The following is a 14,628-nucleotide window of genomic DNA, read 5'->3' as shown; positions in this document are numbered from 1 at the left end:
ACGGCGCTTCGCGGCTTTCAAGGCCGATAGAAGCGCGCTCCGCTGGCTTTCAGCGCCGCCGGATCGAACAATACGGGCTTGAGCTTGTGCTGGACGAACAGCTTTGCCTGGTCGTTATAGTGCGGGCTATCGGGCCGCGTCGTCGCCGCGCCGAAGGGCTGGACCGATTCCGACCGCACCTTGCCCGCCGCATCCCACATCACGAACATGATGAAGCTGTCGCCGTGGCGCACCTTCAGCCGCCCGTCGGGTTCGACGTCCCACAAGGTCGAGGCGCGCACCGTATCGTTGCCGCCATCGAGCGGCAGGTCGATGCGATGCGCGCCCTCGCCATGCCGTAGCCGCAGCACGGTACCGAGCTTGGGATCGAGCCCGGCAAAATGCTCCTGCAGGTGATTCACCGCATCGCTCAGCACCTGCCGCGGATCGGGATCGGGCTTGCGCTGATAATGGCTGCCGTTGGCGGGGCGAAGCACCATCAGCGCGAGCGCGTCGCCCTTGCCCTTGCCGTCGAGGTTCCAGTCCCAATGGCGGAGCAGGCCCTGCGCCTCGGCCAGCGCCCGATCACCCTTGGTATCGAGCGCGAGCAACCGGTCCATCCACGCCTTCGCGTAGCCGGTCTTCGCATAGGCGGTGTCGTACTTGATCGCCTTCAGCCGCGCCTCGTCGATCTGGCCCGATTGCTCGAACAGGGTGATCAGACGCGTCGCGCGGTTGGTCATGTCGTCTTCGACCCCGAGCAGCGGCGAAAAGGCGGCGGCATCGAGCTCGTCGCCCGGCCCCGCCGCGACCCACGGCGTGTTGTTCGCGTTCATCACATAGCCCGAGCGCGGATTGACCAGCGCGGGGACGCGGTCGAACGGCAACGTCTTGGTCCAGACGTCGGCCGAAGTGTCGCCCGGCAGGATGCCGCGCCAATTGTAACCTGCGGGCCGATCGGGGAACATCGCGTTGTAGAAAAGCCCGATATTGCCCTTCGCATCGGCGTAGATGAAATTGGTCGCGGGTACGCCCTGCCCCGCCATGGCTGCGCGCCATTCGGCGAAATTCTTCGCCTTGTTCAACCGGTAATATTGGGTGACCATCGCCGACTGATCCATGCCGGCATAGCGGATCGCGAAGGCACCCTTGTCGTTCTTGATCACCGGCCCCTGCACCGAGCGATAGATCGTCCGCGGCACCGGGATCACCAGCGGTCCAAATTTGACGCGCAGCCATATGCGCTTTTCCTCAAGCGGCAGCCATTTGCCGTCGAAGCGATATTTCTCGCCGCTTTCGTCGAGCACCAGCTTGTAGATATCGATCAGGTCGGGCCGGTTCACCGTGTTGGTCCAGCCGAGATATTTATTGTGCCCGAGAAAGGGATAGGGCGAGCCGGGGAAGTTCGCGCCCGCGAAATCCCAGCCCTCGCCGCTATGGACGACCAGTTCGTACCAGGCGACCCCGCCCGTCCAAGGCTGGTGCGAGTTCGAGACGAGCCGCGTTGCGCCGTCGGTCGCGCGCGACGGCGCCACCGCGATGCCGTTCGAGCCATTGGCCTCGGGATCGCGGCCGACCGGAGTCAGTTCGCGCGGCACCAGCTTGCCCTTCGCATCGAGCGACGGCCCGCCCTCGCGGCCCATGGGCTTGTCGCCGGTCAGCCCGCCGAGCACCGAATCGAGCCCGAAAAAGAAGGGCGAGCGTAGCACGAAGCCCGCGACGACATCTTCGCCGGTCACCGGGAACAGCCCCGACAGCCGCACCTCATCGTGATGCTTGTCCGCATAATGGTTGAGCCCCGCCGCATAGGCGGTGAACAGCGCCCGCACATCCTTCGGAAGCCGCGGCCAGTCGCGCGCGGTCGTCGCCCGCACATCGAGCAGCGCCGCGGCATAATCGACCTTCGCGCCATCCTCGCCAAGCATCGCGCCAGCGCGCCCGCGCGTCATCGCCAGCACTTCCTGCAAGGTCGCAAAATCATCCTCGGCGTGGGCGTAAGCGACGCCATAGGCGACGTCGGCGTCGGTCTTTCCGAAGATGTGCGGTACGCCATATTTGTCGCGCGCAATCTGTACGTCGGCCGGTCTGAACTCGGTCGCCGTCGGCGCCTGCGCCGTCAGCGGCTCCCAAAGCGCCAGGCCGGCGAGGATCGCCACGAACAGGATCAGGACGCCGACGAAAAATTTGCGCATCCGCTTTTCTTCTCCATTCGGTATCAATGATGCCGACCTCATGGCCTAAATTTCACGGCGCGAAAAGCCATGGCCTTGTGTTGCAAATTGGCAACACTATCTTGGTGGCGAGAAAGGGGCTTACTCGACATGAACCTCGAAAAATTCACCGATCGCGCCAAGGGCTTTTTGCAGGCGGCGCAGACGATCGCGATCCGCATGAACCACCAGCGGATCAGTCCCGAGCATATCGCCAAGGCGCTGCTCGAAGATAAAGAAGGCATGGCTGCCGGCCTGATCCAGCGCGCCGGCGGCGATGTGCCGCGTGCGGTGCAGGGTATCGACGCGCTGCTTGCCAAGGTGCCCGCCGTTTCGGGCTCGGGCGCGCAAGCGACGCCGGGGCTCGACAATGATGCGGTGCGCCTGCTCGACCAGGCCGAACAGCTCGCGGCCAAGGCCGGCGACGGCTATGTCACCGTCGAGCGGTTGCTTCTGGCGATGGTGCTCGCTCCGTCCAGCCTGGTCGGCAAGGCGCTCGCCGATGCCGGCGTGACGGCCGACGCGCTCAACAACGTCATCAACGAATTGCGCCGCGGCCGCACCGCCGACAGCGCGGGCGCCGAGGACAGTTTCGAGGCGCTCAAGAAATATGCGCGCGACCTCACCGAAGTCGCGCGCGACGGCAAGCTCGACCCCGTGATCGGCCGCGACGAGGAGATTCGCCGCACCGTCCAGATTCTTGCACGCCGGACCAAGAACAATCCCGTCCTCATCGGTGAACCCGGCGTCGGCAAGACCGCGATCGCCGAAGGCCTTGCGCTGCGGATCGCCAACGGCGACGTCCCCGACAGCCTCAAGGACCGCCGTCTGCTCGCGCTCGACATGGGCGCGCTGATCGCGGGCGCCAAATATCGCGGCGAGTTCGAGGAGCGCCTCAAGGGCGTGCTTGACGAAGTGAAGTCGGCCGAGGGCGAGATTATCCTGTTCATCGACGAGATGCACACGCTGGTCGGCGCGGGCAAGTCGGACGGCGCGATGGACGCGTCGAACCTGCTCAAGCCCGCGCTCGCGCGCGGCGAGCTCCACTGCATCGGCGCGACGACGCTCGACGAATATCGCAAATATGTCGAAAAGGATCCCGCGTTGCAGCGGCGTTTCCAGCCGGTGTTCGTCGGCGAGCCGACGGTCGAGGATTCGATCTCGATCCTGCGCGGACTCAAGGAAAAATACGAGCTGCACCACGGCGTACGGATCACCGACGGCGCGATCGTCGCCGCCGCGACGCTGTCGAACCGCTATATCTCCGACCGCTTCCTGCCCGATAAGGCGATCGACCTGATGGACGAGGCCGCGAGCCGCATCCGCATGGAGGTCGAATCGAAGCCCGAGGAGATCGAGAATCTCGATCGCCGCATCATCCAGATGAAGATCGAGGAAGCGGCGCTGTCGAAGGAAAGCGATGCGGCGTCGAAGGACCGACTCGACAAGCTGCGCGCCGAACTCGCGAACCTCGAAGAACAGTCGGCGGCGCTCACGCAGAAATGGCAGGCCGAAAAGGACAAGATCCACGCCGAGGCGAAGATCAAGGAGCAGCTCGACGCCGCCCGCTCTGCGCTCGATCAGGCGCAGCGCGCCGGCGACCTCGCGAAGGCAGGCGAGCTGTCATACGGCACCATCCCGAGCCTCGAAAAACAGCTCGAGGAGGCACAGGCCGTCGCGGGCAACGCGATGCTGCGCGAGGAAGTCACCGCCGACGACATTGCCGCCGTCGTCAGCCGCTGGACCGGTATCCCGGTCGACCGGATGATGGAAGGCGAGCGCGAGAAATTGCTGGGCATGGAGGACACGCTCGGCAAGCGCGTCATCGGCCAGGACGAGGCGGTGCGCGCCGTCTCGACTGCGGTTCGCCGCGCGCGCGCCGGGCTGCAGGATCCGAACCGGCCGCTGGGCTCGTTCCTCTTTCTCGGCCCGACGGGCGTTGGCAAGACCGAGCTCACCAAGGCGCTCGCGCGGTTCCTGTTCGACGACGACAATGCGATGGTCCGCATCGACATGTCCGAATTCATGGAAAAGCACGCCGTGTCGCGGCTGATCGGCGCCCCTCCCGGCTATGTCGGCTATGAGGAAGGCGGGGTGCTCACCGAAGCCGTCCGCCGCCGCCCCTATCAGGTCGTGCTCTTCGACGAGGTCGAAAAGGCGCATGGCGACGTGTTCAACATCCTGCTCCAGGTGCTCGACGACGGGCGCCTGACCGACGGGCAGGGCCGCACGGTCGATTTCACCAACACGCTGATCATCCTGACGTCGAACCTCGGCAGCCAGGCGATCGCGGCGCTGCCCGACGATGCGCCGGTCGAGCAGGCCGAGCCCGCGGTGATGGAGGTGGTGCGCGCGCATTTCCGGCCCGAGTTCCTGAACCGACTCGACGAGATCGTGCTGTTCCACCGTCTCGCGCAGCAGCATATGGGCGGGATCGTCGATATCCAGGTCGCGCGCGTGCAGAAGCTGCTCGACGACCGCAAAGTCACGCTCGATCTCACTGATGCCGCGCGCGCGTGGCTCGGCCGGGTGGGTTATGATCCCGTCTATGGCGCACGGCCGCTGAAGCGCGCGGTGCAGAAATATCTGCAAGACCCGCTCGCCGACCTGATCCTGAAAGGTGACGTCCGTGACGGCTCGACGATCAGGGTCGACGAAGGCGACGGCGCGCTGAAACTGACACCGGCATAAGGTAGAGGGCGTCCCTCCGGGAGGAGGGGCGCCCTTTTTTTTACTGGCCGATGGCGCCGCGCTGAACCTGCACGCGCTCGATTTCGCCGCGCGTCTCGTTGCGGGCATCGGCCCATTCCGCGCGCGTCCGACAGACGCGAACCGACTTCAGGCGGCTGCCCAGCACCTCTTGCTTGCGACAAACGACCTCATTGGGGTCGAGCGCCTTCTTGCCGTTGCTGGCGGTCGTCGACGATTCGGCGGCACCGGCCGCGGCGGGAATCGCGAGCGCAGCACCGAGCAGCGCGGCACCGAGCGACAATGATCGAACGTGGGACATGGGCTGAACCTTCTTCATCGTTCCGCCGCGCAGCTTATGCGCGGATTGCCGTCCGGCCAAGCCATTTGCGACGGGTGCCTGTGCCCTTCTTCGTACCGTTTCAGCGCGGTGGCGCCACGTCGAAGGCGACGGTAAGCCGTTCCCCTTCGACGAACGGCCTGGTCCCGTGCCACATCCACGACGGAAACAGCACCAGCCGCCCCGCTACCGGCTCGACCATCCGGGTCGGCGGCAGGTCGAGCCCCAGCGCCGCCTGCGGCTCGCCCAGCGTCAGCCAGCCCGCCTCGGGCGCATCGCCGGGGCGTTTTTCGGGCAAGGCGACATAGAGCGCCGAACTGATCCACCCCTGCGGATGGACATGGTTTTCGTGATATCCCGCGCCGCGCAGCCGCACCGACCAGCTTCCCGCAAAACGCCGCCGCCGTTCGCGCCGGACCCCAAGCAGCGGATGCGCCGCGTCGGGCGGCGGAAGCGCGGCAACATAGGCGTCGACCGCCTCGACCACCGCGGCGCGGAGCGCCTGCGTCACCGGATCGATCCGGCTGAACAGCGGACCGTCGGTCTGCGTCCCACCGCGCACCGACTGGTCAAGATATTCGCTCCGCGCGACGTGCAGCGTCCGCAGGTGCGCCGCCAGCTCGCCCAGCGGCGGCAGCCGGTCTCGGAGGTCGAAGGTCTGCACGAAGCGGGGATCGCCCCCAAGCCATGCGTATCTCGGATCGTCGGTCAGCCGCCAGAGCAGCAGTGCATAGGGCCAGACTGCCGCGCGCCGCGCACCGCCTGCCTCGATCTCGGCGTCGACCATCGGCCCGGCTTGCGTGAACCGCCCGCTGCGCAAGAGGTAGCGGACCCGCCATATCCGCGTCCCGATCCGCATCGCTTCGCCCGGTAGCGCCTCGAACAGCCGGTCGGCGCGATCGGCCTGCCCCAGCTCGGCGGCGGCGATCGCGGCGTGGTCGGCAACATCGGCTTCGGCGACGCCCGCCGCCACGGCGCGCGCGACGACCTCGACTTGCGCCGTATGATCCTCGCGCTGGAGGTGTAGGTCGAGCAGGCCGCGCCAGAGCGGCAGCGACGCCGGCTCCTGCGCCAGCGCGCGTTCGAACGACGCGGTCGCCGCCTCGCGCCGTCCCATCAGCGCACGCAGCTGCGCGAGCTGCATATGGCCTTGCAGCCACAGCGGCACCTGCGCCACGATCGCGTCGAGCGCGGCCTCGGCCGCCTCGCCCTGACCCGCCGCCCAGCGCGCCGCGGCAAGGCCGATCAGCACATCGCCGTTCGGTGGCCCCAGCCGCTCGGCCGCCTCGAATAACGACACCGCGTCGAGCCCCGCCTCGAAGGCAACCCACGCGCGGCCGTGCGCAATGCTCGCATCGTCCGGCGCCAGTCGCGCCGCCTTCGCGAAACTGTCGATCGCATCGGCGTGCGCGTCGAGCCCGCGCTGCAACAGCCCCGCCCATTGCCACAGCCGCGCGGTATCGGCCCGCGACGCGGCAGCGAGGACGAGCGGCAACGCCTGTTCCTCCTCGCCCTCGTCGAGCGCCAGCCGTGCAAGATCGGCGATGTCATCGACGTCGGCCTGCCCGCGCCGCGCCGCGGCAAGTCGCGCGGCAAAGCTCACAGGCTCTCCGGCACGGCGTCGGGCGCACTGCCGATCATCGCCGCGACCGCCGCGCGCTCCGCAGGGCGGAGATCGGGGTGCCAGAGGTCGAAGATGAAAACGACGCGCAACTGCTCGCTCGGGTTCATCGCCTCATGCTCGATCGTGTCGTCGAAGACGAACGCCTGCCCGCGCTCCCAGTCGCGCGTCTCGGCGCCGACGCGGAACCAGCAGCCATCCGGTACGACGAGCGGCAGGTGGCAGACAAGGCGCGTGTTGTTGTAGCCGACGTGCGGCGGGATCGCGGTGCCCGGCGCGAGCAGCGAAAACAGCGCGTTGGGCGACGCCCCCGCGATCTCGGGCTGGTCGACCAGCCCCAGCAGTTCCATCGTCCGCGGGCAGTGGCGCGCGTTCGCCTCGATCCGGCGGCCGTTCCGCCACAGGTGGATCGCCGTCCAGTCGGGATTGTGGTTGAGCGCCCGCCACTGCGCGAGCGGCTGGTGCGCCGCATATTGGACATAGGGGACGAGCTCGGCGCGCTCGGCCGCCATCACCGCGGCCAGTTCCGCCGCGATCGTGTCGGTCGCGGCCTCGATCTCGGCGAGCCAGGGGAAAAGGCTGCGCGGATGAAATTCGCGCTCGGCAAGCCCCGGAAAATGGAAATGCGTCGGTTCGCTGTGATAGACGCGCGTCCGGCGCAGCGCATTGCTGCGAAAGCGCGCGATCCGCGCACGCTCTTCGGCATCGGCACGGCTTTCGGCCTCCGTCGTCCGCGCCGCCCAATGCGCCTCCTTGGTGTCGAGCCACGCCGCATGTTTGCGCTCGCCCTCGGCCAGCACGGCAGCGAGCTGCGGCGGCAAGGCATCCGCGGGCTTCTGCGCGATCGCATGCCCCCACGCCTCGCCCGCGCCGGGATCGCCGATCCGGTCGAGCAGGCTCGCACGCATCATCAGCGCGGTGAAGTCGAGCGGCGCGAGCGTCAGCGCGCGATGCACCGCATCGAGCGCGACGCGCGGACGTCCGGCCGCGCGGTGCGTCCCTGCGAGCCGGAGCAACACCGGAAAATCCTCGCCCATCGCGAGCGATTGTTCGAGCAGCGCGGCGGCGCGCGCGAAATCCTGTGCCGCGAGCGCGCGATCGGCTTCGGCGACCAGCGCGGCGCGGTCGGCGCTCACAGGCTGTATCCGAATTTTCGGACCCACGGCTCGAGGATCGGGAAGATCGGCTCCAGATGCTTGCGATAGCCCTCCCATCGCCCGGCGGCGCGCTTGTAGATCGGCTCGACGACCTGCGCATAGCTTGCGGTGGTGATCAGCCCGCGCTTCTTCGCGGTCGCCTGGTGGTCGAGCACCTCGTCGCGCCATTCGAGCCCGAGGAAGTCGAACAGCGGCCGCACTTCGGCGCCGACATCCTCGACCAGCCGCTCATAGACGATCGTGTGGACCTTGAGCGGGAACAGCGCGTTCGCGCGCTCCCAGTGCGAAAAGGTGAGGTCGTAGAATTCGGCCGCATCCTCCAGCCGCAGAAAGTTCGACATCGCGTTGTTGAGCCGGAAATTGCTCATGAAGCAGCTCAGCAGCACGTCACACGGATGCCTGAGCGCGAGGATGAAGCGCGCGTTCGGGAACAGGCGCTGGATCAGCACCGCCTTGGTCAGGAACAGCGGCGACTTGTCGATCAGCATCTTGCCCGGCGCGATCGGCTCGGGTGCGACTTTGGCGATCTCGTCCCAATAGAAACGCCGTGCGTCGGCCACAGCAGCCGCGTCGAGCCCCGGGATCGCGGCCGTCCCGCCGACATGTTTTTCGGTGAGGTTCAGCGGCGGCTGTTCCTCGAGCACCACGGTGTCCGGATGTCCCATCAGGATGGTGTCGAGCAGGGTGGTCCCCGAGCGCGGGAAGCCGAGCAGGAAGACCGGATCGGGCCGTTCGTCCCCGCCCTCGACAGCGGGCCAGCTTGCCGCCCATTCGTGGGTCATGAAAGCCAGGTCGTCGCGCACCTGCGCGCGAAGCTCGGCCGAGCGCTCGAGCGGATTGGTCTGCGATTCCTGATGCAGGCGGTTCGTCTCGCTGAACGCCTCAAAGGCTTCGTCGACGCGGCCCAGCCGGTCGAGAAGCTGTCCGCGCAAATGCGTCGTGCGCTCGCGCTGAAGGTCGGGCGGCACCAGCGCGAGACTGGCCAGCGCCTCGTCGAAACGCTTCGCACGGCGAAATTCAAACGCGCGCATGAAGGCGAGCGTGCCTTCGTCGATGCCATGCGCCTCGGCGCGCGCAATCAGCGGCGCGAACTCCTCCTCGCGGTTGCTGTGCTCGAACTGGACGGTCAGCCCGACATAGGCATCGACCACCGTCGGGTCGAGATCGAGCACCTTGCGAAACGCCTGTTCGGCCTCGTCGACGCGATTGATCAATCCGCATTCGACGCCAAACTTGAGCTGGAGATTGGCATTCTCGGGATCGCGGACAATTGCGGCTTCGAGCGCCGCCATCGCCTCGTCCTGCTTCCCCTCCTTCTTGTACTGCACATACAGCTCGTGCAGCGCGCGCGCGTCGTCGGGAAATTCCTCCGACGTCCGGCGCAGCAGCGCTTCGGCCTCTTCTACGCGGCCGACCGAGCGCAGCGCGACGGCGAGATTCAGGCGCGTCGGCGGGGCGTGCGGGTTGAGCGCCATCGCCTTTTCGAGCGCGGTCACGCTGCCCTCAAGGTCGCCGATCGCCGACCGCGCATTGCCGAGATTGTTCCAGCTTTCGAAATCGCCGGGCTCGCCCGCGACGACATGCTCATAGGCCTCGACCGCGGTCGGAAAATCCTCGAGCGATTGCGCGACGAAGCCGCGATAGCGCGCGATGCGCAAGGTCGGATCGGTCTTGGCGAGGTCGGCCGTCGCGACCGCCAGCGCCGCGGCAAGGTCGCCCTTCTCGATCAGCACCGCGATCAGGTTGCATGCGATCGTCGTGTCGGTCGGGCGGGCTTCGTGCGCCGCCTGCAAATGGCGCGCCGCCGCGGCGAGGTCGCCCGAGCGCGCTTGCAACATGCCGAGAAAGGCGTTGAGCGCGGCCTTGTCGCCGCCTTCGGACAAGGCGTCCTCGGCAAGCAGTTTCGCGCGCGCGACGTCGCCGGAACGGGCGGCGCCCACGGCTTGTCGCAGCGCGTCGGCAGTTCTGGAATCGAGCATCTCGTCTTGGTCCACCGGTTCGAATCAAAAAAAGGGGCGGCCGGTCCTGCGACCCGCCGCCCCCTATCTTAGGACGAATTCCGGACCTTAAAAGTCCAGCGTCACGCCCGCGTAGAGATACCGACCGAGGGCATCGTAGGTGCCCGGGTAGGTGTTGCCGTTACAAGGCCCGGTCGGGCAAAGGTTCGAACCGTCACGGATAGCGCTACCCGAGGTGACGAACGGCGGCTGCTTGTCGAAGATGTTGTTCACACCAAGACGGAACGTATAGCTGTCGCCGATCGCGAAGGTGCCCGCGAGGTCGAAGTAGCTGTACGACTTGATGTGCAGACCCGGATCGAAGTTGAAATCGCCGGCCAGCGACTGGCTGTCGTCCAACGTTTCGGCCTTGACCTTGCCGATGAAGCGCCACTGGAGCGAAACGCCGATGCCGCCTGCGGTCTGCAGCGTCGTGCGCAGCTTGTGGCGCCACTTCGGCAGCATCGAACCGCCGGCGGTCGTGCCGCCGCCCGAGCACACCGGACCATAGAGGCCGGCGCAGTCATAGGCTTCGGTGATGCCGTTATCGACGCGATACTTGTCGAGATAGGTACCGATGAAGCTCATCGACAGCGTGCCGAAATCGCCAATTTCATGGCTGTACGCGCTGTTGATTTCGATGCCCTTGGTGCGGACCTTACCGAGGTTCGACGGCGTGTTGTCGACATAGCCGCCCGGGGTCAGCCACAGCGAACCCGCCGCGTCGCGGTTGATCAGGCTGCACGAGAAGGGCGTGAACGTCGCGGTGGCGTTCAGCGTACAATCCTTCAGGATCGCATCCTGTGCCGGCGGCTGGATCGCATCCTTCAGCTTGATGTCGAAATAGTCGACGGTCAGCGAGAAGCGCGGCAGGAAGCTCGGCTGCAGGACGACGCCGAAGGTCTTCGTCGTCGCCTTTTCCGGCGTCAGGTCGGGGTTGCCGCCAAGCAGGCCGTTATACTGGCCGGCCGGGTTCGGCGTGGTGCCCTGACCCACCGCGAGACCCTGCGCGATACAGCCATAGTCGGTCGCGGTGACCGGCGTACCGGCGCACGGATCGCTCGAACCGGCAAGGCCGACGGTCGGGGTGGCGAACAGCTCCTGGATGTTCGGCGCACGCACCGCACGGTTGTACTGGCCGCGGAGACGAATGTCGCGGATCGGCGCGAATTCGAGCTGCAGCTTGTACGTGTCGGTGTCATACTTGCGGTCGGCGCTCGTCTTGTACCACGACTTGCGATAACCGCCGCTGAAGGTCAGCTCATAGATGAAGCTGTCCTGGATGATCGGCATCTGGGTCTCGGCAAAGAATTCATAGACCCGGAAGCTGCCCGACAGCGGCAGCGTCGCGCCGCCCTGGCCGGTGAGATCGCCGGTCTGGAAAGCATTGTCGGTCTGCAGGTCGAGCGATTCCTTGCGCCACTCGAAGCCCAGGTTGACGCCGACGCCATCGGTCGCCCACGGCGAGGTGATGCCATATTCGCCAAGCTGGCCGGTCAGCGACGCGTTGGCGACTTGTTCGGACGTATAGCCCTTCTGGAAGCCGGTCGCCGACAGATAGTTGACCGAAGCCGCGCTTGCCCCGCCTGCACCGTTGAAGATGTTGTAGGGGACGCAGTTCGGATCGCTGCCGTCGATGACCGAGCGGCAGACGGGGTCGAACGCCGCGGTGCGCGGATCGTCGATCACGTTCAGCGCGCGGCCGAGACGGGCAACCGAGAATTCGTTCGAATAGACCTGCGTGTAGTTCGAACGGCCATATTGGTAATAGGTGTCGTACGACCAGGCCTTGCCGAGGTCGCCCTTCGTCCCGATCACCGCACGATAGTTGGTGTGCTGCAGGTCGTTCTGGCGCGGACCGCCTTCGACGTTGCGGCGAAGCACCTGCAGGAACGCCTGGTTGTAGGTGTTGCCGAGCGTGTCGGTGAACACCAGCGGAGCCGCACCCGGGGTCGGGTTGTACGGCGCCGCAACCGCGGTCGGGAAGTTGCCGATATAACCGTTGATCAGGTTGGGATTGGCGCAGATGATGGCGCGCTGGGCGGCCGACATCAGCGCGTTGTCGCAGTTGATCGTCAGCGTGTTGCCGAAGTTGCCCGACGGGGCGATCTGGGCGACCGTGCGGTCGTCCATGAACATGAACTCGAGATACGGCTTGATCGACTCGTTGATCTCATAGTTCGCGAACAGGCCCGCGGTATAGCGTTCGTCGGGGCGCTGATAGTGGTTCGTCGGCGCGAAGTTGTACCGCGACGTGGTGTTTTCGAACCCGCCGCCCGGCAGGAAGCTGTACACCGTCGACGACGCCGTGTTGAGCGTCGGGTCGAACAGGATCGCCGTACCCGCCGAGTTGGTCAGCGAGCCGCCGCACTGCGGGGCACCGCCGCCGCTGTTCTGCAGCACGCACGAGCTGTAGTCGCGCTTGGCCTGCGTGATTTCGTTCGCCTTGCGATAGCCGGCATAGGCGACGATGTGGCCGCGGCCGTCGTCGAACGCCGCACCGAAGGTCGCGGTGACGTCGATCGTGCCGCCATCGGCGGTGCTGCCGCGCGGATAGCCGAAGCCGCGGCGATCGAGCAGCGGGGGCAGGAACTTGTTGCGGTTGTTGTGCTGGAACAGGCTGTACTGCGCGTCGACGCGGAAGCCCGTGAAGTCGGTGTCCATCACGAAGTTGACGACGCCGGCAACAGCGTCCGCACCGTAGGTCGCCGAGGCGCCGCCGGTCAGGACCTGGACGTTCTTCAGCAGCGCGGCCGGGATGATGTTGATGTCGGCGGCCGAACCGCTCGACGGGCTCGGGTCGCCCGGAAGCAGGCGGCGGCCGTTGACGAGGCTGAGGGTACGGGTGGTGCCGAGGCCGCGAAGGTCGACCGACGCGGTGCCGTCCGAACCGTTGGCGGTCGTCGAGTTCTGGCTCGCGAACACCGACGGCAGCGAGTTCAGCAGGTCTTCGACGCGGGTCGTGCCCTGCAACTTGATGTCTTCGCTGCTGACGACGGTGATGGGAGCGGCCGATTCGAGATTGGCCTGGGGAATACGCGTACCGGTGACGATGATTTCGTCACCCGAGGTTGCGCTGTCTTCGCTTCCCTGCGCGTCCTGCGCCATCGCCGGCGCAGCGGCCAGCAGGCCGACGCCGAGAACGAGCGGGGCAGCGCCCAGCCGCAGTGCGGAAAAATGGGTTTTCTTCACAGTTGCAGTCCCTTGCTACTGAGTTGGTTACGATACCCGAATGCGAAAAATCGGCGTCAAAAACGCATGACGAACGCACCCTGATCGGAGCGGGATGATCTTTCGTTCATCTGGAGTAAAGGGAATTCCCGGCGCGCGTGGCCGTTTCGCCGGTCATTGTGACGAATTTGCAACATGGCGCCCGGCAGTGCGGAAAAATCGAATAAAGCTGCGCCAAGACGCGCAATAAAATTACAACGAACCCCCGCGAACGGCGGTCAGGGCCGCATCGGGCCAGCCAGCTTGCCAGGGTCGAGCCGCGCATCGCGCCATTTCAGGCCCCAGTGCATATGCGGGCCCGTCGCGCGTCCGGTCTGCCCGACCGTGCCGAGCTGTTGCCCCTGCACCACATGGTCGCCGACCTTCACGTCGAGCCGCTGGCAGTGAAGAAAGGCGCTCGACAGCCCCATGCCATGATCGACGATCAGCAGATTGCCCTCGAGCGTGAAGGGCGAGGACGCGGCGAGCGTCACCACGCCGTCGGCGGGCGCGACGAAGGGCGTCCCCGCGGGCACCGCGACGTCGGTGCCGCTGTGATAGGCGCCGGGCTTGCCCTGATAGACGCGCTGCGACCCGAAAAGGCCCGACAGGCGCCCGGTCACCGGCCAGCGGAACGCCTGCCGCCAGCCATCGGAACGCACCGGCGTCGCGCGCGCCGCGGCGATCTGCGCCAGTTCGGCGGGGCGGCGGCGTTCGAATTCGGCATCGCTCGACGCGCTGCCGCGATAGGGCGCGTTGATCGTCTCGATCCGCCAGCTCCCTTGCGCGATGCTCAGCGTGCGTTCAACCGTGCGGCCTCTCGCCAGCGTCGCGACGAGGCGCGCCGAGGGTCCGGCATCGCGATCGAAGGCGATCAGGAAGCCGCCATCGGCCGCCAGCGGCACCGGCGCGCCGTCCAGCGTCAACGCCTGCGTGGCGCTCGGCGCCCGCCCGACGATGACCGCGCCCTGTTCGGGAACGCCCCGCAGCGTGAAATCGGCGCGAACCGGTTCGGCGGGCGGCGGCGGCGCGACTGCGACCGGAGCGCTCGTGACGGGCGACGGCGTGGGCCTTGCGGGCGCCTCGGATGAAGGAACACAGCCTGCGGCAATGACAAGCAGCGGCACCGCGACCATCGGCCACGGTCCAAATCTCGACGGCCTCATACCTTATGTTCGAGCGCGGCCTGCACCGAAAGGGCGGCGGTCGCATAGGGCTCCTGCCGCGCGACCGACCAGTAACGCAATTCGTCGAGCGCGATCGGCACGCCGCTCACCGCGCAGAGCACATGGTCGCCGGGCGACAGGACGCGAAACCCGTTCGGTCCATAGTGCAGGCGGGCGAGGCGGTTGCTGCTGGCGATCAACATGGGTCCATTCCGTAAATCTTCTCGTATCACCGTCGATATAGCATCGATGCGGCGTTC

Annotated in this window: 9 protein-coding genes; 1 reads left to right on the top strand and 8 read right to left on the bottom strand. The window is 66.6% G+C overall.

Going from position 1 to position 14,628, the window contains the following annotated elements; genetic code table 11:
- Positions 1–17: 17 nt before the first annotated feature.
- Positions 18–2,171, bottom strand: coding sequence for an acylase (locus QOL68_RS08105; protein WP_282949043.1), 2,154 nt, complete (start codon positions 2,169–2,171; stop codon positions 18–20).
- Between the two features lie 129 nt (positions 2,172–2,300).
- Here QOL68_RS08105 and clpB point away from each other — a divergent pair, with 129 nt between their 5' ends.
- Positions 2,301–4,880 (top strand): ATP-dependent chaperone ClpB, encoded by a 2,580-nt coding sequence (clpB, locus tag QOL68_RS08100; protein WP_282949045.1) that lies wholly within the window; start codon positions 2,301–2,303, stop codon positions 4,878–4,880.
- Between the two features lie 40 nt (positions 4,881–4,920).
- Here clpB and QOL68_RS08095 read toward each other — a convergent pair whose 3' ends face one another.
- The 7 genes from QOL68_RS08095 to QOL68_RS08065 form a co-directional block, all read right to left on the bottom strand.
- A complete protein-coding gene (locus QOL68_RS08095; protein WP_283404289.1) occupies positions 4,921–5,259 on the bottom strand; it encodes a hypothetical protein in 339 nt (112 codons plus the stop codon).
- 40 nt (positions 5,260–5,299) lie between these two features.
- Complete coding sequence (locus QOL68_RS08090) at positions 5,300–6,820, bottom strand: putative 2OG-Fe(II) oxygenase (RefSeq protein WP_282949050.1); 1,521 nt, start codon at positions 6,818–6,820, stop codon at positions 5,300–5,302.
- Positions 6,817–7,974: an aspartyl/asparaginyl beta-hydroxylase domain-containing protein gene (locus QOL68_RS08085; RefSeq protein ID WP_282949052.1), complete on the bottom strand. Its 1,158-nt coding sequence runs from the start codon at positions 7,972–7,974 to the stop codon at positions 6,817–6,819. Before QOL68_RS08085 ends, QOL68_RS08090 begins: the two co-directional genes overlap by 4 nt.
- On the bottom strand, positions 7,971–9,974 hold the full coding sequence (locus QOL68_RS08080; protein ID WP_282949054.1) for a sulfotransferase: 2,004 nt from the start codon (positions 9,972–9,974) through the stop codon (positions 7,971–7,973). The genes QOL68_RS08085 and QOL68_RS08080 overlap by 4 nt, the downstream gene beginning before the upstream one ends.
- Before the next feature lie 87 nt (positions 9,975–10,061).
- Positions 10,062–13,184: a TonB-dependent receptor domain-containing protein gene (locus tag QOL68_RS08075; protein WP_058455176.1), complete on the bottom strand. Its 3,123-nt coding sequence runs from the start codon at positions 13,182–13,184 to the stop codon at positions 10,062–10,064.
- Positions 13,185–13,441: 257 nt separating this feature from the next.
- Positions 13,442–14,338 (bottom strand): M23 family metallopeptidase, encoded by an 897-nt coding sequence (locus QOL68_RS08070; RefSeq protein ID WP_282949056.1) that lies wholly within the window; start codon positions 14,336–14,338, stop codon positions 13,442–13,444.
- Positions 14,339–14,364: 26 nt separating this feature from the next.
- Positions 14,365–14,571 carry a DUF2093 domain-containing protein gene (locus QOL68_RS08065; protein WP_282949058.1) on the bottom strand — a complete coding sequence of 69 codons (207 nt, stop codon included), beginning with the start codon at positions 14,569–14,571 and terminating at the stop codon, positions 14,365–14,367.
- Positions 14,572–14,628 lie beyond the last annotated feature (57 nt).

This window comes from Sphingopyxis sp. Geo25, assembly GCF_949769135.1.
Taxonomy (GTDB): Bacteria; Pseudomonadota; Alphaproteobacteria; order Sphingomonadales; family Sphingomonadaceae; genus Sphingopyxis.
The sequence above is the reverse complement of the archived record's forward strand: the minus strand, read 5'-3'. Positions and strand labels throughout refer to the sequence as shown.